The organism is Acidiphilium sp. PA, from assembly GCF_026191915.1.
Taxonomy (GTDB): Bacteria; Pseudomonadota; Alphaproteobacteria; order Acetobacterales; family Acetobacteraceae; genus Acidiphilium.
Genome location: NZ_JAIMBY010000010.1, coordinates 127,829 through 150,661 on the forward strand (window position 1 = coordinate 127,829; position 22,833 = coordinate 150,661).

General features: G+C 64.3%; 20 protein-coding genes and 1 pseudogene. 11 read left to right on the plus strand and 10 right to left on the minus strand.

The window, feature by feature from the left end:
* Positions 1-5: 5 nt before the first annotated feature.
* The 3 genes and pseudogenes from AruPA_RS13200 to AruPA_RS13205 form a co-directional block, all read right to left on the minus strand.
* Positions 6-1,418 carry an ISL3 family transposase gene (locus tag AruPA_RS13200; RefSeq protein WP_408858643.1) on the minus strand — a complete coding sequence of 471 codons (1,413 nt, stop codon included), beginning with the start codon at positions 1,416-1,418 and terminating at the stop codon, positions 6-8.
* A pseudogene (locus AruPA_RS21810) lies at positions 1,331-1,525 on the minus strand (transposase family protein); the annotation flags it as partial. The gene AruPA_RS13200 and the pseudogene AruPA_RS21810, both read right to left, overlap by 88 nt.
* A gap of 219 nt (positions 1,526-1,744) precedes the next feature.
* Positions 1,745-2,329 carry a hypothetical protein gene (locus AruPA_RS13205; RefSeq protein WP_265637174.1) on the minus strand — a complete coding sequence of 195 codons (585 nt, stop codon included), beginning with the start codon at positions 2,327-2,329 and terminating at the stop codon, positions 1,745-1,747.
* Between the two features lie 344 nt (positions 2,330-2,673).
* Here AruPA_RS13205 and AruPA_RS13210 point away from each other — a divergent pair, with 344 nt between their 5' ends.
* From AruPA_RS13210 to soxB, 4 genes are all read left to right on the plus strand, one after another.
* Complete coding sequence (locus AruPA_RS13210; RefSeq protein ID WP_265637175.1) at positions 2,674-3,138, plus strand: hypothetical protein; 465 nt, start codon at positions 2,674-2,676, stop codon at positions 3,136-3,138.
* Positions 3,139-3,306: 168 nt separating this feature from the next.
* Positions 3,307-4,554: a sulfite dehydrogenase gene (gene soxC, locus AruPA_RS13215; protein ID WP_265637177.1), complete on the plus strand. Its 1,248-nt coding sequence runs from the start codon at positions 3,307-3,309 to the stop codon at positions 4,552-4,554.
* Positions 4,538-5,344 carry a c-type cytochrome gene (locus AruPA_RS13220; RefSeq protein ID WP_265637179.1) on the plus strand — a complete coding sequence of 269 codons (807 nt, stop codon included), beginning with the start codon at positions 4,538-4,540 and terminating at the stop codon, positions 5,342-5,344. The genes soxC and AruPA_RS13220 overlap by 17 nt, the downstream gene beginning before the upstream one ends.
* A gap of 45 nt (positions 5,345-5,389) precedes the next feature.
* Positions 5,390-7,126 (plus strand): thiosulfohydrolase SoxB, encoded by a 1,737-nt coding sequence (gene soxB, locus AruPA_RS13225; protein ID WP_265637180.1) that lies wholly within the window; start codon positions 5,390-5,392, stop codon positions 7,124-7,126.
* Positions 7,127-7,238: 112 nt separating this feature from the next.
* Here soxB and AruPA_RS13230 read toward each other — a convergent pair whose 3' ends face one another.
* The 3 genes from AruPA_RS13230 to AruPA_RS13240 form a co-directional block, all read right to left on the minus strand.
* A complete protein-coding gene (locus AruPA_RS13230) occupies positions 7,239-8,132 on the minus strand; it encodes a c-type cytochrome (protein ID WP_265637181.1) in 894 nt (297 codons plus the stop codon).
* Positions 8,132-8,785 carry a c-type cytochrome gene (locus tag AruPA_RS13235; RefSeq protein ID WP_265637182.1) on the minus strand — a complete coding sequence of 218 codons (654 nt, stop codon included), beginning with the start codon at positions 8,783-8,785 and terminating at the stop codon, positions 8,132-8,134. Before AruPA_RS13235 ends, AruPA_RS13230 begins: the two co-directional genes overlap by 1 nt.
* Before the next feature lie 170 nt (positions 8,786-8,955).
* Positions 8,956-10,260: an FAD/NAD(P)-binding oxidoreductase gene (locus AruPA_RS13240; RefSeq protein ID WP_265637183.1), complete on the minus strand. Its 1,305-nt coding sequence runs from the start codon at positions 10,258-10,260 to the stop codon at positions 8,956-8,958.
* A 185-nt stretch (positions 10,261-10,445) separates the two neighbouring features.
* Between AruPA_RS13240 and AruPA_RS13245 the strand changes: the two genes are divergently transcribed.
* The 7 genes from AruPA_RS13245 to AruPA_RS13275 all read left to right on the plus strand — a co-directional run bounded on the left by AruPA_RS13245 (position 10,446) and on the right by AruPA_RS13275 (position 18,984).
* Complete coding sequence (locus AruPA_RS13245; protein ID WP_265637184.1) at positions 10,446-11,243, plus strand: sulfite exporter TauE/SafE family protein; 798 nt, start codon at positions 10,446-10,448, stop codon at positions 11,241-11,243.
* A gap of 209 nt (positions 11,244-11,452) precedes the next feature.
* Complete coding sequence (locus AruPA_RS13250) at positions 11,453-12,202, plus strand: Crp/Fnr family transcriptional regulator (RefSeq protein WP_265637185.1); 750 nt, start codon at positions 11,453-11,455, stop codon at positions 12,200-12,202.
* A gap of 179 nt (positions 12,203-12,381) precedes the next feature.
* Complete coding sequence (gene cydD, locus AruPA_RS13255) at positions 12,382-14,127, plus strand: thiol reductant ABC exporter subunit CydD (protein WP_265637186.1); 1,746 nt, start codon at positions 12,382-12,384, stop codon at positions 14,125-14,127.
* Positions 14,115-15,869 carry a thiol reductant ABC exporter subunit CydC gene (cydC, locus tag AruPA_RS13260; RefSeq protein WP_265637187.1) on the plus strand — a complete coding sequence of 585 codons (1,755 nt, stop codon included), beginning with the start codon at positions 14,115-14,117 and terminating at the stop codon, positions 15,867-15,869. Before cydD ends, cydC begins: the two co-directional genes overlap by 13 nt.
* Positions 15,870-15,988: 119 nt before the next feature.
* Positions 15,989-17,611: a cytochrome ubiquinol oxidase subunit I gene (locus tag AruPA_RS13265; RefSeq protein WP_265637202.1), complete on the plus strand. Its 1,623-nt coding sequence runs from the start codon at positions 15,989-15,991 to the stop codon at positions 17,609-17,611.
* Between the two features lie 12 nt (positions 17,612-17,623).
* On the plus strand, positions 17,624-18,763 hold the full coding sequence (gene cydB, locus AruPA_RS13270) for a cytochrome d ubiquinol oxidase subunit II (RefSeq protein ID WP_265637188.1): 1,140 nt from the start codon (positions 17,624-17,626) through the stop codon (positions 18,761-18,763).
* Positions 18,764-18,777: 14 nt separating this feature from the next.
* A complete protein-coding gene (locus AruPA_RS13275) occupies positions 18,778-18,984 on the plus strand; it encodes a hypothetical protein (protein WP_265637189.1) in 207 nt (68 codons plus the stop codon).
* Between the two features lie 373 nt (positions 18,985-19,357).
* Here AruPA_RS13275 and AruPA_RS13280 read toward each other — a convergent pair whose 3' ends face one another.
* From AruPA_RS13280 to AruPA_RS13295, 4 genes are all read right to left on the minus strand, one after another.
* Positions 19,358-19,831, minus strand: a complete 474-nt coding sequence (locus AruPA_RS13280) for a hypothetical protein (RefSeq protein WP_265637190.1) — start codon at positions 19,829-19,831, stop codon at positions 19,358-19,360.
* A 79-nt stretch (positions 19,832-19,910) separates the two neighbouring features.
* Entirely contained in the window at positions 19,911-20,612 is a 702-nt protein-coding gene (locus AruPA_RS13285; protein ID WP_265637191.1) for a CBS domain-containing protein, read from the minus strand.
* A gap of 104 nt (positions 20,613-20,716) precedes the next feature.
* Positions 20,717-21,478 (minus strand): SDR family NAD(P)-dependent oxidoreductase, encoded by a 762-nt coding sequence (locus AruPA_RS13290; protein ID WP_265637192.1) that lies wholly within the window; start codon positions 21,476-21,478, stop codon positions 20,717-20,719.
* 1 nt (position 21,479) lies between these two features.
* The gene (locus tag AruPA_RS13295; protein ID WP_265637193.1) at positions 21,480-22,484 is read right to left on the minus strand and encodes an acetamidase/formamidase family protein; all 1,005 of its coding nucleotides are present in this window, start codon (positions 22,482-22,484) and stop codon (positions 21,480-21,482) included.
* Positions 22,485-22,833 lie beyond the last annotated feature (349 nt).

Sequence of the window (22,833 nt, forward strand, 5' to 3'; positions counted from 1 at the left end):
CTGCCTCAATTCGTGTGAAAACCAGGGGGTTGGAACGGAAGCATTCGGGCGCGCAGGAGAGCCACGCCGGCGCGATCATACATGGCTCGCTTGAGTGTTTTCAGCCGACTGATCTGGCCCTCGGCTTGCCCATTGCTCCATCGCTCGGTCACGGCGTTACGGACAGCGTCGAGGTCTCCCTGTGCCGTGCGCGCGAAGCGCTGGAGCGCATAGATTCCGGAATGGCAGGCTTCTTCGAGCCACGCATCGAGCTTGCCACCATCTCGGCTGCGAAGGATCCCGCGAAACCGCATAGCGAAACCCCGCATGGCCGCCATCTGGGGCGATATCTGACGCCCCGTCACCGGGTCCTGGGCAAGCAGGCCGGACGGAGTGGACGTTGCCCGTACCTCTTTACTCTCACGGTCACGCCGCCGCCACGGTGAAACGAACCGGGCCAGATGGGTGTAGCAGCCTGTGAAGCGGAGCTGCTTGATCTCGGTAAGCAGACGACGCACGACAGTGCATCTTTCCGCCGAGCGGCGCGACAAGTAGCCCTCATAATAGGCCGGCGATCGCCGGGTCGGTGCCATCGCGTTGCGTTCCGGTAGAATGTTCAAACGGATCCACTTGTCGACGCGCTTGCGGCTGAGGCCAAGTTCCTGTGTAATTGCCGTGGCCGTCTTGCCGGCATCGTACAGACGCCGAACCTGCTCGAACTTGGCCTGGAGCAGGCAACGTAGTCCTGCTCTCGTGTCGTCGATCTCGGCGGTTGCCGAGACTTTGGTGCGAAGCGGACGCTCGAGACGCCCAAGCTGTTTCTCGATCACCTCACGCAAATTCTGGATCAGATGGAAGCGATCAGCGATCTGTCGGGCTTGAGGAGCGCCGATCCGAGCTCCCTCAGCGTAAAGTCCCTGCCTATCACGGCTGACAATCTCGATGGAGGGGTGCGCGCTGAGCCAAGCCGCTACGCTTGTGGATGACCGATCGGCGAGGACGTCCACCACGCATCGGCGCTCGAGATCGACGATGATGGTTCCATAGGTCTGGCCCCTGCGCCACGACCAATCGTCGATGCCGACGACACGCAGCGCCGTCGCTGAGGGCGTCGCAGAGCGGTTCTTCAGGCAGCGCAAGACCGTATCATCACTCACCATCATGCCGAAGCAGCCCAGCAGCCGTTCCGCCGGCCGACCGCCGGTGCTATGTCCGAGCAGGCGGACAATCTTGGCCACCCTCGATGTTCGGCGTGCATTTTGCACGATCTCGTTTGAGGCGCATCCCGCGAATGTCCGTCGGCCGCACTGCTGAGTGAGACACTTGAGCCGTTGACGGACAGCTTGATCATCACTGACGCTCCTTGCGTCGGCAAATCCTGCAAGGACCGGCGGTAGAGGCCGTGCCGCACAGTTGAAACGGCGCCGCAGGAGGGACAGGCACCGCGGTTGGAGCCAGTGGCTTCGACAATCCAGCTGGCGCCATCTCGATGGATATCAACAACATGAATGCCGGCGAGTGGACTGAGGTGCAGGGTTTTGCTCATTCGCGAGATTTACCCGCTATGCAGCCAAAACCATAGCTGGCCTCGGGTCACACAAAGTGAGGCAGGACCTGTTAGGGGGTAAGAAAGGGAAGGCTTCTTTTTTGTAAAAAAGAAGCAAAAAACTTTTTGACTCTGGGGCTTGGGATTTGGCTGGATCGTGCCTTATTCGTTTGTTTTGTTGCGATATCGTAACAATTTGGGCGTGCGAAGATGCTGGGGTCAGGCGGGTTGAATTTTGAAATCCTGGTTTGGGGGTGGGGCGTCGGGTGGGGTAGGGTCTGGCGTGCCGAAGAGGATGTGGCGGCGGGAGTCTGGTGGTGGGGTGGGGGTGACGGGGGGTTGTGCGGGCAGGTCGATGCCCATGGCGTGGTAGAGCGGGGCGAGGATGCGGATGAGGCGGGGGTTGGCTTCGAGCAGGCCGGCGAATTCGGGGTCGGTGAGGATGGTTTGCAGGGCGAAGCGGGTGAAGCCGGTTTCGGGGATGAGGCGGTAGAGCCAGGCTTCGCGGCACGGCAGGGTGAGGCGTTTGCGGCGGGCGCGGGGTGGCTGGGGGTCGGGTTGGGCTTCGGGGTTGGGTTCGGGGGTTGGTTTGGCGGCTGGTTTGGGGCGGGGTTGGATGGGGCCGCGCGCGAGGGCGGCGAGGAAGCGGGTGGTGAGGTTTTGCAGGCGGGTCCAGATCCGGTTGACCATGGGGATGGGGACGTAGCCGGCGGGTCCGTGTTCGGCCACGGCGTCGCACAGGGCGTTCATCATGACGATGAAGCAGCGGATGACGAAGGGGGGATTGGTTGGGGTTGCGCGCACGCAGGCATGATAGGCGGCAGGCCGGGGGGTGAGAAAGCGTTTTGTTAGGGCAGCCGTTAGTTTTCATTGAGGCAACCAGCCGCCCCACCCCCAGTCCCAGATTAAAAAAAGTTTTTTGCTTCTTTTTTACAAAAAAGAAGCCTTCCCTTCCCCGCCAAACCGGCTCTGCGCCAATATCCCCCGCCGCTGTCGAGCCACGGTCCGGGCGATCACGGGCGGGTGCCAAAGCCGTGAAAAACGGGTCCGTGCGTCGATTTTCGAAATTTTCCGCTTGTTTGGTGGCGCATTTGATGGCTTCGATGGGGGTGCATGAGGATGTCCGATCGAATCCGGGATCGAATGTTGTGAGTAGCGATGTCGATCGCTGGTTGATTGCCGCTGTTCTGGGCCTGGCGGCGTTTGCTGTGTTGTTCTGGCCGCAGCCGGACGGCAGACGGGATTGGCACAACGGGTTGCGCCATCCGGCGCTTTGGGTGTTGCTGTCGCTGGCGGCGAGTTTTGCCGCGACCGCGTGGTTGCCTGGGCGTGGCGTTGTCGTGCTTGGGTTATTGCCGTTTCTTGGCACATTGTGGCGCCGTGATCCGACCGTATCGAGCCCGCCGCCTCCGCCGCCGCGTGCCGCGCCGTCGCCGAGGGTGATGTCCCGGGCCGAGGCTCTCGATGTGTTCGGGCTTACGCCGAGCACGACACGCGAAGAAGTGCTGGAGGCGTATCGACACATGCTGTGGTTTGCGAATCCCGAGCATGGGGGGTCTGAATGGCTGATCGGCAAGTTGAACGAAGCCCGGGACGTTCTGCTCAAACGCTGACGCGGCGGCGATGCCGGCGCGGGAGGGTGCGGAGCGCGGGGGAAGGGCGGGGGCCGCGAAAATGATCGTTGACCCGTTCGTATTTTATCATGAAGGTGCGTCTTCAAGGCGTGTGAACGCGGGCATCGGCGACGTGGCCGCGCATAAAAACGAGCCTGCCGGGGGATTATGACCAAGCGAAACCGCCGTGACGTGTTCAGGCTGGGTGCCGCCGCGGGGGCGACGGTGATTGCGGGTTCGGTGCGTGGCGCGCGCGGGGCGGCGCCGCCGGCGGACAATGCGTGGTCGAATTCATTGGGTCATGGGGTGGACGGCAAGCCGTATGGCTCGCCCTCGCCGTTCGAGAAGAGTGTGGTGCGGCGGTATGTGCCGTGGCTGTCGCCGACGCGGGATGCCGATGCGAGCATGACGCCGTTGCAGGATCAGCCGGGGATCATCACGTCGAACGGGTTGTTTTTCGAGCGGTATCATGCGGGGTTGCCGCAGGTCGATCCGAAGGCGTTCCGGCTGATGATCAGCGGGCGGGTGAAGAGGCCGCTGCTGCTGACGCTGGATCAGCTGATGCGGTATCCTTCGGTGTCGCGTATCCATTTCATCGAGTGTCCGGCCAATGGGGCGACGGAGTGGCCGGCGGCGCAGTTGAATTCGTTGCAGTTGACCCATGGCATGATCGGCTGCGCGGAATGGACGGGCGTGCTGTTGTCGACGTTGCTCGATGAGGCCGGGTTGTATTCCGACAGCCGGTGGGTGTGTGCGACGGGTTCGGATGGCGCGCATATGAACCGCAGCCTGCCGATGATGAAATGCCTGGATGATTGCATGATCGCCTGGGGGCAGAACGGCGAGGCGGTGCGGCCGGAGCAGGGGTATCCGGCGCGGCTGGTGGTGCCGGGCTGGCAGGGCAATGTGAATGTGAAGTGGCTGCGCCAGATCGAGGTCGGGCCGGAGCCGTGGATGACGCGTGAGGAGACCAGCGAATACAGCGAATTGCTGGCGGATGGGACATCGCTCGGGTTCACCTGGGTGATGGACGCGAAATCGGTGATTACGTTTCCGTGCCCGGAGAGGCCGTTGACGCAGGGGCCGGGGTTTTACGAGATCCGCGGGCTGGCGTGGAGCGGGCGGGGCAAGGTGAGACATGTGGATGTCTCGCTGGATGGCGGGGTGAATTTTCAGCGCGCCAGGCTCGATCATCCGATTCTGGACAAATGCCTGACGCGGTTCACGCTGCCGTGGTGGTGGGATGGCAAGGACGCGTTGATCCAGTCGCGCGTGACGGATGAGACGGGGTATGTGCAGCCGACGATCGTGCAGAAGCACAGGTTCTGGGGCGCTGATCCGGTTTACGGGAACAATGCGATTCAAACCTGGCAGGTTCTGGCCAGCGGGGCGGTGAACAATGTTCAGCTCTCGTAGGGGGGTTGCGGTGCTGGCGGGTCTTGCGCTGATGGGCGGGCAGGCCGGTGCGGCGCCGACGCCGCCGCCGGGTTCGCCGCGTGGGGGCAATGCGGCGCAGCACGGTGCCGGTATTGTATCGAAAACGGATTTGCAGGTCTGGCGCGCCGAGGGTGACGGCAATGGCCGGCTCGGGCGGTACAAACCGGCGAGGAGGCCGGGTTATTACGGGATCGGTACGGTGCCGAGCGCGGCGCAGATTGCGGGTTGGACGATTGCGGTGCCGCCGGGCGGGGCCGATCTGCCATCGGGGTCGGGCACCGCGGCGGCGGGAGCGGCGGTTTATGCCAGCGATTGCGCGATGTGCCATGGCGCTTTTGGCGAGGGGGCGCATGATTATCCGGCTCTGGCCGGTGGGGTGGGGTCGCTGGGCGGGTCGAGCCCGGAGCGGACGGTGGGCAGCTATTGGCCCTATGCGACGACGGTGTGGGATTACATCAACCGCGCGATGCCGTTTTATGCGCCGCATACGCTCAAACCGGATCAGGTCTATGCGCTGACCGCGTATATTTTGAACATGAACGGTGTGACCAGGAGCGATTGGGTTGCGGATGCGGCATCGGTGCCGCTGGTGAGGATGCCGAACCGCGATGGGTTCGACTGGAGCGATCCGCGACCGGTGACGCATAATACTGCGTGCATGGAGGCTTGCGTCAGGCCGTCTTCGATCAGGATTACGTCGAGTGCGGTGACGATGCATTTGACCCCGCGGATGACCGGGCCGGTGGATCATATGAAATCCGGGCAGTGAGGGTGGGCGTCGCGCTGTCGTGTCCGGTGGACCGGTGAGGATTTCATGATGCGGACGACACGGCGGGGCGTGATGATGGCGGCGGCGAGTACGGCGCTGTTGCCGCGCCTGTCGGTTTCGGCGGCGGATGCATACGATGTGCCGATGCAGGGCGATGTGCGGATCATTCACCAGACCGACACGCATGCCAACGCGCGGCCGGTGCGGTTTCGCGAGCCGAACCAGAACATCGGGGTTGGTGCCGCGCGCGGCCGGCCGCCGCATCTGGTGGGCAAGAATTTCCTGAAAATGTACCATATGCAGTCGGGCACCAGGGCCGCGCATGCGTTCATGTTTCTGGATTTCGAGCAGCTGGCGCATCGGTTTGGCAGGCTCGGCGGGTTCGCCGCGATGAAGACGGTGATCGACACGCTGCGCGCCGGGGCGGGTGCGGGCAGATCGCTGCTGCTGGATGGCGGGGATTTGTGCCAGGGCACGGGTGTTGCCGATCTGACCGGCGGGCTGAGCATGGTTACGCTGGGCAATCTGCTGGGCATCGATGCGATGACCGGGCACTGGGAATTCACCTACGGCCAGGACGGGCTTGGCAAGATCATCAAGGCGCTGCGCGGTACGTTCATTGCGCAGAACGTGTTTTTATCGGCCGAGGCGGGGATGATGGGGGTCGCGGCGTTCGATCAGACCACGGGTCAGGTGTTTCCGCCCTATGTGATCAGGGAATTGGGGCGCTATCGGGTTGGCGTGATCGGGCAGGCGTTTCCCTATGTGCCGATTGCGCATCCGCGCCGGTTCGTGCCGGATTGGCGGTTCGGGATCAGGGCCGGCAATCTGCAGAAGATGATCGACGAATTGCGCCAGACGCATAAGGTCGATGCGGTGCTGCTGCTGTCGCACAACGGCATGGCGGTGGATTTGAAACTGGCCGCGCAGGTGACGGGGCTGGATATCATTCTGGGGGGGCATACCCATGATGCGGTGCCGGCGCCGGTGCTGGTGAAGAATGCCGGCGGCACTACGATTGTGACCAATGCCGGGGCGGCCGGCAAGTTCATCGCCGTGCTCGATCTGGAACTTGGCAAGGGCAGGCTGAAGGATCTGCATTATCGATTGTTGCCGATCTATACCGATCGGATCAAGCCGGATGCGGTGGTGCGCGATGCGATCGAGGCGGCGGAGGCGCCGCATCGGGCGATGCTGGATGAGACGCTCGCGACGACCGAGGTATTGTTATATCGACGTAACAATTTTTATGGTTCGGTCGATCAGGTGATCATGGATGCGCTGCGCGAGGAGATGGATGCGCAGATTGCGTTTTCGCCAGGGTTTCGCTGGGGCAATTCGTTTCTGAGCGGCAGCGTGTTGACGATGGGCGATTTGCTGACGGAGACCGCGATCACGTATCCGATGGTGTATGTGTCGATGATGACGGGGGCGGCGATCAAGGCGATGATGGAGGATGTCTGCGATAATCTGTTCAATCCGAACCCGTATTATCAGCAGGGCGGCGATATGATCCGCGTTGGTGGGATGAATTATGCCTGCGCGCCGGCCAAGTTGATCGGGCATCGGATCAGCGGGATGGTGCTCGATAACGGCGAGACGGTCGAGGCGGGCAAGACGTATAAGGTGGTGAGCTGGGCTTCGGTGTCGTTGCCGCAGACCGGCACGCCGGTGTGGGCGGTGGTGGCCGCCAATCTGAAACGCAGGAAGATCGTGCGGCTCATTAAACCCAACCAGGTCAAGCTGATCGGGGTTGCGGGGAATCCCGGTTACGCTGTCTGATTGCTTGGTTGATTGTCACGATGGTGCTGCCGCCGATCGTCTGGATCATGTCGCTGCGAACCGTGGGTGGCATGGTCGGTCATGGCTTGTCCTTCTGGTGATGGCGTTGGGGTTATGGCGCGGTGCCCGGTGCTTGGTCACCCAGGACGTGGCCGTTCACTGTTTTGCCGTACATCGAGTATTTGTTGTTGTGGTATTTGCTGCGGGTGACCGCGACCGAATTGGTGAAGCGCGGGTCCTGCGGGCGGTTCTGGCTGTCGATATAGGTTGCGACATCCCAGGACTGCTGGACGCTGAGCGTGCCGACCGCGCCATAGGGCATGTTGGCGTGGACGAAGGCGGCGGCGTTTTTGATGCTGCCCATGCCGGCGCCCCAATTGAAGGATTTGTCGCCCCAGAGTGCGGGAAACACGGTCTGGCCGCGTGCGTACTGGCCCTGGCCGGCCGCACCGTGGCAGAGCGCGCAGTTTGATGCGTAGACCGCCGCACCGGCGGCGTAGGTCGCCGGTTTGGGCGGTGGGGCGAGTTCGGGATAGCCGCGCCCGGCGAGCGGCGTACCGGTGGGGGCGCCGCTCGTCAGCCAGTAGGCATAGGCTTCGAGGGCGACGATGGTCGGGCTGCCGAGCGCGGGCACTTTGCCGTTTTCGCTATAGGCGAAGCAGCCTTGCAGCCGCATGCCGAAGCTGTTGACCTTGCCGTTTTTGGAGCGGTAGGCGGGGTAGGCGTTGTAGGCGGCCCACATCGGCGCGGAACCGGCGAGGCGGCCGGCATCGAGGTGGCAGTTGCTGCAATTCAGCGCGTTGCCGATGACGCCTTTTTCGAAGATCGTGGTGTGGCGGAAGATGTTTTCGCCCCGTTTGACGGCATCGCCGAATTTGCCGCCGGGCATGGCGCTTTCCGGCGGTGGGGTGAAGGCGAGCGGGCCGGGCGGCGGGGCGGCGTGGGCGTGCGAGGTCGAGGCGAGAAGGTTCAGGGCGAGCAGGGGGGCTGCGATGGTTTGGCGCATTATTTTGCTTCCTTGACGGCGCCGGGTTTGGGCAGGGCGGTCGGGTTGGCGGCGAGCGCCGCGTAGTAGGCGGCGACCGCTTCGATTTGCGTGTTGCTGAGCTTGCCGGCGACATTGCACATCAGATGCAGCGGATCGTTCTTGCGGCTGTGTTTCTGCCAGTCGGTGAGTTGTGCGGCGAGGTATTGTTTCGGCTGGCCGGCGAAGCGGGGGAATTGGGCGCCGACGCCGATGCCGTAGGGGCCGTGGCAGGATGCACAGGATGGCAGGCCGGTGAGCTGGTGGTTCCATGCGCCGTTGAGGGCGAGGGTGGCACCGGGGCCGGTGGGCAGGGGGTTGGGTTCGGGTATGGGCGGCACTTTCAGGGCGGCGTAGTATTGGCCGATCACCGTGCGTTGCGCGCTGGTCAGGCTGGTGGCGATGCCGGTCATGATGGCATTGATGCGGCTGCCGTGTTTGAAGCTGTAGAGCTGTTGCTCGATATAGGGCGCGGGCAGGCCAGCCAGAGCGGGGAAGCCGGCGGTGGCGTTGCCGAGGCCGTTGGCGCCATGGCAGGCCGCGCAGCTTGCGACCTGCGGCGGTGGTGCCGCTGCTGCGAGGCAGGGGCCGGCGAGGATGATCGTTGCGAGGATGCGGCGCGGTAGTCGGGCCATGGTGTGGACTCCACCTGAAACGATGTGCGGGATCATAGAACGCTGGATTGTGAGGAATACTGTGGTTTGGGCGATTGGACTGATCGGTTTTCGAGATCGGTTAGGAAGAGTCTTCTTTTTTGTGAACAAAAAAGAAGCGCTTGCTTGCCTTCTCTTTTGAAAATCAGCAATCAAGCCGCGTCCGCAAAGCTGCGTTCCTTATGGCCGATATCGAACTCGTTGCCTTTCAGCATCATGTTCCAATACAGGAACGGCAGGAATTTCGATTTGAGCAGCCAGCCAGAGTAGCGTGGTTTGCGCGGGTCGAGCGGGAAGCTGGGGGTTACTTTGCCGCCGTAGGTGAATTCGGCGAGCACGATTTTGCCGTAGGCGGTGGTGAGCGGGCAGGAGCCGTAGCCGTCGTAGGCGGCGGTGAGGGTTTGGGCGTTCATGGCGGCGATCAGGTTGCGGACCAGCACCGGCGCCTGCATGCGGACGGCGGCGGCGGTTTTGCTGTTGGGGGTGCTGGCGGCATCGCCGAGGGCGAAGATATTGCTGAATTTGACGTGTTGCATGGTCGCCTGATGGACCTCGACAAAGCCGGCGGCGTTGGCGATCGGGCTGGTTTTCAGAACGTCGGGCGCGCTTTGGGGTGGGGTGACGTGGATCATGTCGAAGGCGCGGACTGATTCCGTGATTGTGCCATCGGGTGCGGTGACCGCGAAGATGGCTTTTTTGGCGGGGCCGTCGATCGCTTTCAGGGTGGTTTTGTAGTTCACCGCGATGGCGTGATCCTGCATGGCGGCCTTGAGGGCGGGGATAAAATAGCCGACGCCGAACAGGGCATCGAGTGCGGTGCAGAATTCGATTTCGGCGCCGGCGCGTTTGTTGGTGCGCCGGAGGTGATCGGCCGCGAGATAGGCGATTTTCTGGGGCGCGCCGGGGCATTTGATCGGTATGGGCGGTTGCGTGAAGATCATGCGGCCGCCTTCGAAATTGCGGATGCATTGCCAGGTGTAGGCGGCCAGATCGCCGCGGTAGTTGCTGCACACGCCGTTGCGGCCGAGGGTTTCGGTCAATCCTTCGATCTTGCCCCAGTCGAGTTGCAGGCCGGGGCAGGCGATGAGGTAGCGATAGGCGAGGCGGGTGCCATCGGCCAGCACGACGGTGTTGTGATCGGGCTCGAACGTGGCGGCGGCTTGTTTGATCCATTCGACGCCGTTGGGGATCAGGGTTGCCTCGGCGCGGGTGGTTTGTTCGAGGGTGAAGATACCGGCGCCGACCAGGGTCCAGCCCGGTTGGTAGGAATGGGTGGTGGCGGGATCGACGATGGCGATGGTGCATTTCGTCTTGCCTCGGAGCAGGGCGGCGGTGGTGATGCCGGCGGCGCCGCCGCCGATGATCAGGATATCGAAACTGCGATCGGCGGTCAGGGCCGTGGTCGGGGGCGCGGTCGGGTCGGTTGGGCCATCGGGGTTCGATGGGGTGGCGGGCATGGCGTTGTCCTTCTGTTTTTCCGTTTGGAAACCGGGGGCTGTTTTTCCGTTTTGAAACCGGGGGCGCGGCTTCGATCTATTTATTTGCAAACTATCACTTCAATGTCTAGCTTAATTACGTAATTTAGGTCATTGGATGCCGGCGGATCGGGCGGAGCAGAGGCGATCGCGATCGGGGGGATATGATGGAACAATTGATCCTGGCGATTTTGTCGGGCGGCGTGGTGGGGTTTACGCTTGGATTGATCGGCGGCGGTGGCTCGATTCTGGCGACACCGCTGATGCTGTATGTGGTGGGGTTGGCGCCGCATCGGGCGATCGGGACCGGTGCGCTGGCGGTTTCGGTCAATGCGTTTGCGAATTTTGCCGGCCATGCGCGTAAGCGGAACGTGCGGTGGCGCAGCGCGATCATTTTTTCAATCCTCGGGATTGTGGGTGCGCTGGCGGGATCGACGCTGGGCAAGCAGTTCGAGGGCAAGAAACTTTTGTTTCTGTTCGCGATTCTGATGATTGCGGTGGGGATTCTGATGTTGCGGCGGCGGCCACCGGCGGGCGGCCGCGGTGCTGAAGCGGTGGATGAGGGGTCGCTCGATCTGCGCACGAGTTTGCAGGTGTGCGTTGCGGCGCTGATCGTGGGTGCGCTGTCGGGGTTTTTCGGGATCGGCGGCGGGTTTCTGATCGTGCCGGGGCTGCTGTTCTCGACCGGGATGCCGATGATTTTTGCGATCGGGTCGTCGCTGCTGTCGGTCGGGACGTTCGGGCTGACCACAGCGGTCAATTACGCCGCATCCGGGCTGGTGTCATGGGTGGTGGCGGCGGAATTCATTGCCGGCGGAGTGGCTGGCGGGTTGATCGGGACGCGGGTTGCGATGACGCTGGCGCCGCGCCGTGCGGCGCTGAACCGGGTGTTTGCCGGGCTGGTGTTCGTTGTGGCGATTTATATGCTGTATCGGAATGCGGCTTCGTTTGGGGTGCAGTTTTAGGAAGCACTTCTTTTTTGTAAAAAAGAAGCAAAAAACTTTCCAACTCTGAGGCACGGCCGTTTTCACCGTCACGGGCCCAAATTAACAAAGCTTTTTTTGTTCACAAAAAAGAAGATTCTGCCCTTCCCTCAAATTGAGCTCACCTGATTGCGACCAACGACGGCGAGGCGTAAAGTCAGGTGCGATCGGATTTGTGGGAGTCTCGCAAGATGCAGAACACGATCGGAAATCTGAGGCGTGCGCCGGTGAATGTCGTGGCGGGCGGGGTGCCGGCGTTATGTGCGCAGTGCGACGCGAGGCATATCGGGTTGTGCGATGCGCTGCCCGACGATGATCTGCATTTTCTGGCGAGCGTGGCGCGGCAGGCGCGCATCGAGAAGGGGCGCGGGTTCGTCACCGAGGGCGATCCGGCGCGGCAGTTTTTCAACATCAATCATGGCACGGCCAAGCTGTTCAAGGATCTGCCGGATGGCCGGCGCCAGATTACCGGGTTTGCCGGTGCGGGGGATTTCATCGGGCTGGCGGCGAATGCGACGTATATGTTCGGCGCCGAGGCGCTGGAGACGGTGCAGTTGTGCAGTTTCGACCGGGGCGAATTGCGTGCGGTGTTTGCGCGGTTTCCCGCGATCGAGCGGCGGTTGCTCGATGTCGCTTCGCATGAGTTGATCATTGCGCAGGAACAGATGCTGCTGCTGGGCCGCAAGACGGCGGTGGAGCGGGTGGCGAGTTTTCTCGATGGGTGGGGGCTGCGTGTCGCTTCGTGCCAGGGTGCGGCGACGCGGCTCGATCTGCCGATGACGCGCAATGATCTGGCGGAATATCTGGGACTGACGGTGGAGACGATTTCGCGCGCGCTTGCGACGCTGCGCAAGCAGGGGGTGGTGGCGGTCGGCGCGGATCATGTGATTTCGGTGATCGATCCGGCGCGACTGGCGGCGATCGGCCAGGCGGAGGGGTGAGGCCGCGCGGGTGCGGCGCGTGACTTGATCTGGATCAAGGTGGCGGGGTCTCACTTGTCCTATGGTGCGGAACACCAGTGGGATGTTCGGCGATGCGCGATGCAGAGGGGTCAGGGATTGGGTTCGGTGCGCCGGTCGTGGTGCGGCGGGGCGGCGTCTAGCGCCGGGCGGGGAGCGGGATGGCGCGCGATATCGATCGACGGCTGGTGGCGGCCGGGCGCGGGGCGCGCCGGGGGCTGACGGCGGCGATTGCGCTCGGGTTTGCCGCGGGGCTTGCGGTGATCGGGCAGGCGTTCGTGCTGGCGCGGATCGTTTCGGCGCTGGTGTTCCGGCATGTCACACTCGGGGCGGTGCGGGATGATCTGATCGCGTTGGGTGTGGTGTTTCTCGTGCGGGCGGGGCTGAGTTTCGGGGCGGAGGTCGCGGCGCATCGGGCGGCGGCTGCGGTGAAATTGTCGTTGCGGCGGCTGCTGCTCGATCATGTGTTCGCGCTCGGGCCGCATTATGCGGCGGGGGAGCGCAGTGCGGATCTGGCGGCGACGGCGCTGGAGGGGATCGAGGCGCTGGAGCCGTATCTGGCGCGGTATCTGCCGCAGATGGCGCTGGTCGCGCTGGTGCCGCTGGCGGTGCTGGCCGCGGTGCTGCGGTTCGACTGGATCAGCGCGCTGGTTCTGGTGGTGAGCGGGCCGATTATTCCGCTGTTCATGGTGTTCATCGGGTATCGGGCGGAGGCGATCAACCAGCGCCAATGGCGGCAGTTGCTGGTGATGAGTGCGCATTTTCTGGATGCGGTGCAGGGGATCACCACGCTCAAGCTGTTCGGGCGGGCGCGGGAGGAGATTGCGCTGATCGGGCGGATTTCCGATGACTACCGGCGGGTGACGATGGCGGGGTTGCGGGTGGCGTTTCTGACCTCGGCGGCGCTGGAGTTTTTTGCCTCACTCTCGATCGCGCTGGTGGCGGTGCTGTTCGGGGCGCGGTTGATCCATGGCGATATCGCGTTTTTTCCGGCGTTTTTCGTTTTGCTGCTGGTGCCGGCGTTTTTTCAGCCGTTGCGCGGGCTGGCGACGCATTACCATGCGCGGATGAACGCGCTGGCGGCGGCGCGGCGGCTGTTCGACGTGCTCGATACCGCGCCGATGGTGCGCTGGGGCGAGGCGCCGGTGCCGGCGGGGGCGGTTTCGATCGGTGTAGCCGGGCTGGTGGTTGCGTATGGGCCGGGGCCGGCGGTGCTGCGCGGCATTGATTGCGTATTTCCGGCGGGGTCGCTGACCGCGATCGTCGGGCGGTCGGGGGCGGGGAAATCGAGCCTGGCGGCGGCGCTGCTGGGGTTTGTGGCGCCGGCTTCGGGGGGTGTGGTGGTGAACGGCGAGCCGCTCGATACGCTGGACCGCGCGGCCTGGTGGCGGTGCCTCGCCTATGTGCCGCAGGCGCCGCGGCTGTTCGCGGGGAGTATTGCGGATAATCTGCGGCTGGCGCGGCCGGATGCGACGGTGCCGGCGATGCTGGCGGCCCTGGCGCGGGCGGGGTTGCGCGATGTGGTGATGGCGCTGCCGGGCGGGCTCGATGCGAGGATCGGTGATGGCGGGGCGGGATTGTCGGGCGGGCAGGTGCAGCGGCTGGCGCTGGCGCGGGCGTTTTTAAAGGATGCGCCGGTGTTGATTCTCGATGAGGCGACGGCGCATCTGGACCTCGAAACCGAGGCGGAGCTGACATCCGCGATCGGCGATTTGGTGCGCGGGCGGACCGCGATCGTCATTGCGCATCGGCTGGCGACGGTGCGGCATGCGGACCGGATTCTGGTGCTCGATGCGGGGCGGATCGTCGAATCCGGCACGCATGCGGCGTTGCTGGCGCGGGGTGGGGTGTATGCGGGGCTGATCGGGGCCGGGTCTGTCGATGCGGCGGTGTCATGCGCGATCTGATCCGGTTGTTGCGGCTTTATGCGCCGTATCGGCGGTGGATTGCCGGGGGGATTGCGCTCGGGCTGGTGACGGTGCTGGCGAATTTCGGGTTGCTGGCGCTGTCCGGCTGGTTTCTGGCCAGTGCCGGGGTGGTCGGGCTCGCGGGGATCGCGGCGCAGAACAGTTTCAATTTTTTCACGCCGGCCGCGGGGGTGCGGTTTTTCGCGACCGTGCGGGTGGTGGCGCGCTATGCCGGGCGGTTGGTGGATCATGAGGCGACGTTCCGGCTGCTGGCGGGGTTGCGCACGGATTTGTACGCGCGGCTGGAGCCGCTGGCGCCGCTGGGTCTCGCGGCGGATCGCGGGGGTGATCTGCTCGGGCGGCTGGTCGCGGATGTCGACCGGTTGGGCGATTTTTTTCTGGGCGTGGTCGCACCGTTCAGTGTCGCGGCGATCGGGTCGGTGCTGATGGCGCTGGTGTTTGCCGCCTTCGTGCCGCTGGGCGGGGTGGTGCTGCTGGCCGGGCTGGTGGCGGCGGGGGTGGCGCTGCCGCTGATCAGTATCCGGCTGGGACGGCGGCCGAGCGGTGATGCGGTGGCGTTGCAGAGCGCGATGCGGGCCGATCTGATCGACAGCGTGCAGGGTATGGCGGAATTGCTCACCTATAATGCGGCGCCGGCGATGCAGGCGCGGGTTGAGGGCGCGAGCGCGGCGCTGGCGGCGCGGCAGGGGCGGCTCGCGACGATTGCGGGGATCGGGAGCGGCGGGAATGTGTTGATCGCCAATGTGACGATGGCGGCGATGCTGGTGATCGGCGGGCGGTTGGTGGTGGCGGGGCGGTTGGCGGGGCCGGATCTGGCGCTGCTGGTGCTGGGCGCGCTGGCCGCCTTCGAGGCGGTCGCGCCGCTGGCGGGGGCGTTTCAGGCGCTGGGCGGGATGCGGGATTCGGCGCGGCGTGTGTTCGAGATCATGGATCGGCCGGTGCCGGTGTGCGATCCGGCGTGCAGCCCGGCACGGCCGGCGGCGCTTGGGTTGGTGCTGGCGGGGGTTCGGCTGCGCTATCCGGGCCAGGCGGGGTGGGCGCTCGATGGGCTTGATCTCGCACTTGCGCCCGGCGAGCGGCTGACGGTGCTGGGGCGCAGCGGCGCGGGCAAGACATCGCTGGTGAATGTGCTGCTGCGGTTTGCCGCGTATCAGGCGGGCAGCGTGACGCTGGGCGGCGTGGCGCTGCGGGATATTCGCGGCGATGATGCGCGCTCGCTGTTCACGCTGGTCTCGCAGCAGACGCAGATATTTGCGGGATCGGTGCGCGATAATCTGCTGATCGCCGATCCGCAGGCCGATGATGCGGCGTTGTGGGACGCGCTGGCGATTGCGCAACTGGCCGATTTCGTGCGCGCCCAGCCGGACGGGCTGGAGACGCTGGTGGGCGAGGCGGGGGTGCGGCTTTCCGGTGGTGAGGCGCGGCGGTTGACGCTGGCGCGGGCGGCGTTGCGGGATACGCCGTTTCTGATCCTCGACGAGCCGACCGAGGGGCTCGATCCGCTGACCGAGGCGGCGGTGCGCGCGGCGATTGCGGCGATCGGCGTCGGGCGGAGTGTGATCACGATTACCCACCGGCTCGCCGGCATTGCCGAGGAGGATCGGGTGGTGGTGCTGGCGGCGGGACGGGTGATCGAGGATGGGCGGTTCGGCGCGTTGAAGCGGGCGGGCGGTGCGGTGACGCGGCTGGCGGCGCTGCATGACAGGCTTGCGCGGATATGAGCGACCGGCTGGCTTGATCTGGATCAAGGCGGTGAGGTCGCGGCCCTGTTAGGAGCCATGCAGCGTTCGTGGAACGCCGGGCATGGATTTGGCCATGTCGCAGTGTCTGCCGGGGATTTCTGCCGATGATCGATCCGACCGTAGTGAATTTGTCGCGCCTGCAGTTTGCGCTGACGGCGCTTTATCATTTCCAGTTCGTACCGTTGACCCTGGGGCTGAGCTTCATTCTCGCCGCGATGGAGACGGTCTACGTGATTACCGGCAAGCCGATCTACAAGGACATGACGCTGTTCTGGGGCAAGCTGTTCGGCATCAATTTTGCCATCGGCGTGGCGACCGGGCTGACCATGGAATTCGAGTTCGGCACCAACTGGTCGATGTATTCGCATTTCGTGGGCGATGTGTTCGGCACGCCGCTGGCGATCGAAGGGCTGATGGCGTTTTTCATGGAATCGACCTTCGTCGGGCTGATGTTTTTCGGCTGGGACCGGTTGAGCAGGCCGGCGCATCTGGCGGTGACCTATCTTGTTGCTCTGGCCTCGAATTTATCGGCGCTGTGGATATTGATCGCCAACGGGTTCATGCAGGACCCGGCCGGCGCGCGGTTCGACCCGGTAACGATGCGGATGCAGTTCAAGAGCTTCGGCGCGCTGGTGTTCAGCCCGGATGCGCAGGCGAAATTCGTGCATACCTCGATCGCCGGGTACGTGAGCGGGGCGATGTTCGTGATGGGGATCAGCGCGTATTATCTGTTGCGCAAGCAGCATCGGGAATTCGCCGCGCGCAGCTTTCGGATCGCCGCCCTGTTCGGGTTGGTCTCGACGCTCGCGGTGGTGACGCTCGGCGATGCGCTGGGGCGGATGGATGATCTGGTGCAGCCGGCCAAGCTCGCCGCGATGGAGGGGCTGTGGCACAGCGCCAGGGGGCCATCGGCCCCGTGGAAATTGTTTGCCCTGCCCGATGATGAAAAGCAGCGCGATGCCGCCTCGATCGGGATTCCCTATGTGCTGACGCCGCTGGTCGCGCATGAGTGGAAGACCACGATCCCGGGGATCTACGCGCTCGAACGCGCGGCCAAGGCCAGGACCGTCAGTGGCATCAAGGCGATCATCGCGCTCAAATCCTTCGGTGCCTCGCATGATCCGGCGGCGCTGGCGGCGTTTCGCAAGCATGAGAACGACATGGGCTACGGGTTTCTGGCGCAGCGCTATGCGCCGGACCAGGATTTGTCGGCGATCACGCCGGCACTGCTGCCGGCGGTGCTGGCAAAGACCGCGCGGGCGAGTATTCCCAACGTATTTGTCGAATTCTGGTCGTTTCGTATCATGGTGGGGCTTGGCGTCGCGTTCATCGTGGTGTTCGCGTTCGGTGCCTATTACAGCCTGAAGAACGAGCTGGAAAAGCACCCGCTGGTGATGAAGGCGGCGATGCTCGCGATCCCGCTGCCGATCCTGGCCTGCGAATTCGGCTGGGTGACCGCGGAGAACGGCCGCCAGCCATGGACGGTGTACGGCTGGTTGCCGACGTTTCAATCGGCCTCGTCACACGGCATCGGGTACATGATTTTTTCGCTGGCCGGGTTCGTGCTGCTCTACAGCCTGTTCATCGCCGCCGAACTCTACCTGATGTTCAAATACGCCCGCCTCGGGCCGGGTGAGCACACCGCGCAACCAAAGCCGCTGCCGGTGCCGGTGCGGCCGGTGTTCGGCCAGCCCGGTTACGCCCACAAGCCCTGGCAATAAGGAACCCGCGCCATGGAACTCTATATCGCTTTGAAAATCATCTGGGCGTTGCTGCTCGGCGTGCTGCTGTCCGGCCTTGCCATCATGGTGGGAATGGACATGGGGGTGGGGACGCTGCTCCGGTTTGTCGGCAGGACCGACGCGGAGCGGCGCACTTCGCTCGCCATCATCGGGCCGCACTGGGATGGCAACCAGGTCTGGTTCATCCTGGGCGGCGGGGCGATTTTCGCGGCGTTTCCGACGCTTTATGCCACCTCGTTCTCGACCTTCTATGTCGTGATGATCCTGCTGCTGTTCGCCATGATCCTGCGCCCCGTCGCGTTCGAGTATCGCTCGAAAGTCGATGCGCGGCATTGGCGGGCGAGTTGGGATTGGGCGTTTCTGGTCTCGGGCGCGCTGCCGATGATCATTTTCGGCGCCGCGTTCGGCAATGTGCTGCAAGGCGTCGGGTTTCATTTCGGCTGGGATGGCCAGTATTATCAGGATGAAAGCTTCGTCTGGTACCTGCTCAATCCGTTCGCGCTGCTCTGCGGCGTGATGGCGCTCGCACTCGCCGTCTATCAGGGCGGTGCGATGCTGATGATCCGCGGCATGGGCGATCTTGCAGCCCGCGCCAGGCGTTTTGCAATCGGTGGCGGATTGCTGGCGCTGGTGCTGTTCGCGATCGGCGGCGTTTGGATCCGGTTCATCAAAGGGTTCGCCTTCACCCGGAGTGTTGATCCCGGCATGCCGGCGACGCCGCTCGGCGGGCCAGCCGTCGTGATGCGGGCCGGCGCCTGGCTCGATAATTTCCACACCCACCCGCTGCTGTGGCTGCTGCCGGCGCTGGGCGCATGCGGCATGCTCGGCGGCCCGCTCGCCCTGCTGGCGCGCAAGCCGGTGCTCGGCTGGTGGCTCGGCGCACTCGCCTGGATCGGCACGATCTTTACCGCGGGCGGGGCGATGTTTCCGTTCCTGATGCCGTCATCCACCACGCCGGCGGAAAGCCTGACCGTGTGGAACGCCTCAGGCAGCGCCTATAACCTCGGCTGGATGCTGGGCTTCGCCGTTGTGTTCGTGCCCATCATCGTGACCTACACGGGCTGGGCGTTCCGGGTGATGAAAGGCAAGGTCAACCCGGCCACCGTCGTCGCCGATGACCACTTCTATTGAAAGGCAGAGACACCATGAAAGATCTCGTCAAATTCGGCGCGCTCGCCCTCGTTCTGCTGACCGCCCTGCTGCTCGCGGTGGTCGCAGGTGACGAAGGCCCCTGGTACTTCGCCTGGCTGGTCGGCACCACCATGATCGTGCTGATCGCCGTCAGCAGCGCCGTGCTGTTCGAAACCCAGGAGGCCAACAGCCTCGCCACACACAAGGAGACCTCGCAATGATCGGCGGCCTCGAAGGTCTGATCGTGTTCATCCCGTTCGCCTACCTCGGACTCTACGTGATCGCCTGGCGCTACACCAAGAAACACTTCCCATGATCGCGCGATCGGCCAACGGCGCGTTGGGGTGGGTGTCACTGAAGAAAGCAAGATCAGGGGGCGTTGCCCCCCGAACCCCCCACTAAGGGCTTAGCCCTTAGAACCCGCTAGTTTTAGGCAAGGGGAGGGCGCTGCCTCGGACTTTCCGCTGATCTGGCTTGGGTCGCCCTCCCCTTGCCTAAAACTAATGGATTTTAAAGGCTCCGCCTTTAACGGGGGTCCAGGGGGCAGAGCCCCTTGGCCTTCTTTCCCTTAGTGACACCGCCCTCAACGCACCGTTAGCCGATGGTGTAATCCTGGTTGACTGTGGCGGTGCGGTTCAGGGGGATTGTGGTGAGGTCGAGGGTTGGGGTTTGGGGCAGGGCGAGGCTGAGGTGGGTGCAGTGGGTGATTTGGGCGATGGCGCATAATTGTTTGACGAGGGCGGTGATCAGGCGATCGGGGTGGAGGATATCGACGGCGACGACGGGGCGGGCGCACAGGGTTTTGGTGGTGTCGAGTTCGGTGCGCGTGTCGAAACAGGCCAATCCGGCGGGGTGATGGCGGGCATGCCAGCGGGCGGCGAGGATGCCGCGGCCGGGTGATTTCGAGGTGATGGCGCGTCGGGCGTATTGCCGCCATGCGGCGAGTTGAACGTCTGGCATGGCCAGTCTGATGATCGGGAAGCTGGGGTCGATGTCGGCCTGGTGCATCAGGGTGATGAGCACGGCGGACTGGTGGTGCGGGGCGGTGCTCGTCAGATGGTGTGGCATGGCTGCGCGGCGTTTTGGCGGGCCGTACCGCCGGGTTTGCGGTGCGGGGTGGCCTGGGCTCCGAAGGGGGCTTGCCGGATCAAAACGAGCCGAATGCGACGCCGCTGGTCGAGTCGACCAGGATCATCTGATCGTTGACGTGGGTGACGCCGCTGGTGTTTTCGGCGATGACGATGAGGGCGCGCCGTTCGGCATCGCTGAAGACGGGGCCTGACAGGGTGACGGAGCCGTGGTTGGCGACGACCCTGACCATGTCCTTCGGTGCCCAGTTGGAGCGGCTGATGGCGGTGCGGATCAGGGTGGTGATGGTGTCGTCGGAGATGGTGGCATCGCCAGTGGTGGCGAGGCGGTCGAGCAGGGCAGCGAGGACGTTGCGGCGGGTCAGCAGGCCGACCAGTCTGGTGCCCTGCAGGACCGGGAGTTGTTTGATGTGCAGGGACTGCATGCGTTCGATGGCGTCGATCAGCGGGGTGTCGGGATCGACGCTGACGGGTGTTTCGGTCATCACTTCGCTGACGTGGCGCCCGCGTGTCTTGATGAATTGGCTGGCCGAGCGTTCCGGGGCGAGGAAGCCGCGCCACCAGCCGATGGCGGGCGCGGTGCCGAGTTCCGGGCGGCGCAGCAGATCGCCATCGGTGATGATGCCGAGCAGATGGCCATCGGCGTCGGTGACCGGCAGGGCGGAGAGATTTTGGCTCAGCAGGCGTTGCCCGGCCTCCGCCAGCCCGGTTTCGGGCCTGACGGTGGTGGGGTTGGTCGTCATGATGTCGCGGACGTTCATGGGTGCCTCCTCGAAACTGCGAACGTCAGCCTAGGCTGGTTTCGAGGAGGCTGCCTTGATCTTGATCAATGCCGAGGTTGTGGCGATGGGTAGGGGCGGGTGGTTCAGAACTGCACGCCGCGGGTCAATGCGCCATCGACCACGAGGTTGGTGCCGGTGATGAAGCTGGCGGCGGGGCTGGCGAGGAACACGACGGCGCGCGCCATTTCCTCGGGCGTGCCCATGCGCCCGGTCGGGTTCAGCGCGAGGGCCTGGCGGTAGAGTTCGGGGTTGCCGTGTTCGATTTTTTCCCAGACGCCTCCGGGAAAATAGGTGTTGCCGGGCGAGAGGGCGTTGACCCTGATGCCTTTGGCGGCGAGCTGGAACGACAGGCCCTTGGCGTAGTGGATCAGGGCGGCCTTGAACACGCCGTAGGGTCCGGCTGCGAAATCGACCTCGCGGCCGGAGACCGAGGAGATGACGACGATGGCGGCGGCGGTGGAGGCTTCGAGTGCCGGCATCGCGGCATCGACGGCGTGGACCGTGCCCATCATGTCGGTTTCGAATTCGGCGCGCCAGGAGGCTTCATCCTGGCCGATGGCGAGGGCGGAGACGTTGGAGACCAGGATATCGAGCCCGCCGAATTCGGTGGTGACGTCGCGCACCCAGGCGGTCAGGGCCGGACCGTCCGCGACATCGACGGCGCGGCCGGTTGCGCGCACGCCGCGGGCGTTGAGGGTTGCGACGGTTTCGGCGACTTCGGTGGCGTTGCGGGCACAGATGGCGACATCGGTGCCTTCGGCGGCGAAATGTTCGGCGACGGCGCGGCCGATGCCTTTGGTGCCGCCGGTGATCAATGCGCGTTTGCCGCTCAATCCGAGATCCATGTCATTTGCCTTCCGGGGCGAGATATTTTTTCGAGATGCCGGCGCCGACCGTGTAGTTGGGGTCGACGAAATTGCCGAGCCGCACGCGGCCGCACTGGCTCAGCATCATGTAGGCGTCCCACCGGTCGAAGCCGTATTCGGCTTCCATCCAGAGGACGAGGTCGCGATAGGCGATGCGCGTCGCGTCTTCCAGCGGGCGGGCGCTGCCGATCGTCATGATGAAATCCTCGCGCTCGAGGCGCGGCCAGTCGAGCGGCCAGGCTTTGATCAGATCGACGCGGATGGTGGTTTCGGAGGCGAATTCGACCGCGGTGCCGCACACCTCGCCGTCGCCCTGGCAGGCGTGCGCATCGCCGATGAACAGGCGGGCGCCGGGGCTGCGGACCGGCAGGTAGGTGATGCTGCCGGGACCCATGTCCGGCAGATCCATGTTGCCGCCGTGCGGGCCGGGGGTGAGGGAGTTGATGCTGTCGATTTCGGGCGAGGTGCTCAGCGTGCCGATGTGCGGCGCGTAGGGCAGCACGACGCGGGCACTCCAGCGGACTTCCTTTTCATCGACATGGATTTTGCGGGTGATTTCCGGCAGCGGCGGTTGCAGCGAGGCGGTGAGGCCGGTGCCGGTGAGCGCGCCGAAATAGGGGATCATGCAGCAGGTGCCACGCGGGTTTTCGCCGCGGGGGCGCATGCGTTCGATGTGAACGGCGATGGCATCGCCGGGTTCGGCGCCTTCGATCATGATCGGGCCGTTCTGCGGATTGACGAAGGGCATGCGCAGACGTTTGCTGGGCTTGTCGCGCTCGGTGCGGATCGCGCCCTCGAACGCATCGCGCGTTTCGATCAGGATGCGGTCACCGGGGGCGACCGTCAGCACCGGTTCGGAATAGGGGCCGATCGTGTAATGAAACCGGCCTTGCGCGGCTTCGGTCAGGTGGTGCAGGCGCGGTTTGCGCGCCCAGCCGACGCCGCGGGTTGCGACGATCGAACCGGCCAGCCATCGTTCCGCCATGCGTGCGACTCCCCCTGTGGTTGCGGCATGTGAGAGTTCACCGGCGGGAGGGGGCTGTCAAGCTGGTGAGATCGCGAGGGTAGGGCTTCTTTTTTGTAAAAAAGAAGCAGAAAACGTTTCGACCCGCGGGTTGTGGGGGTGACCTGGGCATTGAGCGCCTTCCTGCCGCGCGCAGGGCAGCGCTGCCTGGGGATGCGGCCGATTCAGCTGCTTAGCCTGCATTATGCATGAGGGTTGGCGGACATAGTGTAAACCGTTGATTCGATGTAAGAATTGGGTGTCGACGCCAAATCTTCATCAGCACGGAACGCGATGCCCGCCACGGTTGAAACTACCCCATGCCTCCCCG

Coding starts and splice junctions, on each gene's coding strand:
- soxC (WP_265637177.1), top strand. CDS start 3,307: ATGACCAAGCGAAACCGCCGTGACGTGTTCAGGCTGGGTGCCGCCGCG.
- AruPA_RS13220 (WP_265637179.1), top strand. CDS start 4,538: ATGTTCAGCTCTCGTAGGGGGGTTGCGGTGCTGGCGGGTCTTGCGCTG.
- soxB (WP_265637180.1), top strand. CDS start 5,390: ATGATGCGGACGACACGGCGGGGCGTGATGATGGCGGCGGCGAGTACG.
- AruPA_RS13230 (WP_265637181.1), bottom strand. CDS start 8,132: ATGCGCCAAACCATCGCAGCCCCCCTGCTCGCCCTGAACCTTCTCGCC.
- AruPA_RS13235 (WP_265637182.1), bottom strand. CDS start 8,785: ATGGCCCGACTACCGCGCCGCATCCTCGCAACGATCATCCTCGCCGGC.
- AruPA_RS13240 (WP_265637183.1), bottom strand. CDS start 10,260: ATGCCCGCCACCCCATCGAACCCCGATGGCCCAACCGACCCGACCGCG.
- AruPA_RS13245 (WP_265637184.1), top strand. CDS start 10,446: ATGGAACAATTGATCCTGGCGATTTTGTCGGGCGGCGTGGTGGGGTTT.
- AruPA_RS13250 (WP_265637185.1), top strand. CDS start 11,453: ATGCAGAACACGATCGGAAATCTGAGGCGTGCGCCGGTGAATGTCGTG.
- cydD (WP_265637186.1), top strand. CDS start 12,382: ATGGCGCGCGATATCGATCGACGGCTGGTGGCGGCCGGGCGCGGGGCG.
- cydC (WP_265637187.1), top strand. CDS start 14,115: ATGCGCGATCTGATCCGGTTGTTGCGGCTTTATGCGCCGTATCGGCGG.
- cydB (WP_265637188.1), top strand. CDS start 17,624: ATGGAACTCTATATCGCTTTGAAAATCATCTGGGCGTTGCTGCTCGGC.
- AruPA_RS13275 (WP_265637189.1), top strand. CDS start 18,778: ATGAAAGATCTCGTCAAATTCGGCGCGCTCGCCCTCGTTCTGCTGACC.
- AruPA_RS13280 (WP_265637190.1), bottom strand. CDS start 19,831: ATGCCACACCATCTGACGAGCACCGCCCCGCACCACCAGTCCGCCGTG.
- AruPA_RS13285 (WP_265637191.1), bottom strand. CDS start 20,612: ATGAACGTCCGCGACATCATGACGACCAACCCCACCACCGTCAGGCCC.
- AruPA_RS13290 (WP_265637192.1), bottom strand. CDS start 21,478: ATGGATCTCGGATTGAGCGGCAAACGCGCATTGATCACCGGCGGCACC.
- AruPA_RS13295 (WP_265637193.1), bottom strand. CDS start 22,484: ATGGCGGAACGATGGCTGGCCGGTTCGATCGTCGCAACCCGCGGCGTC.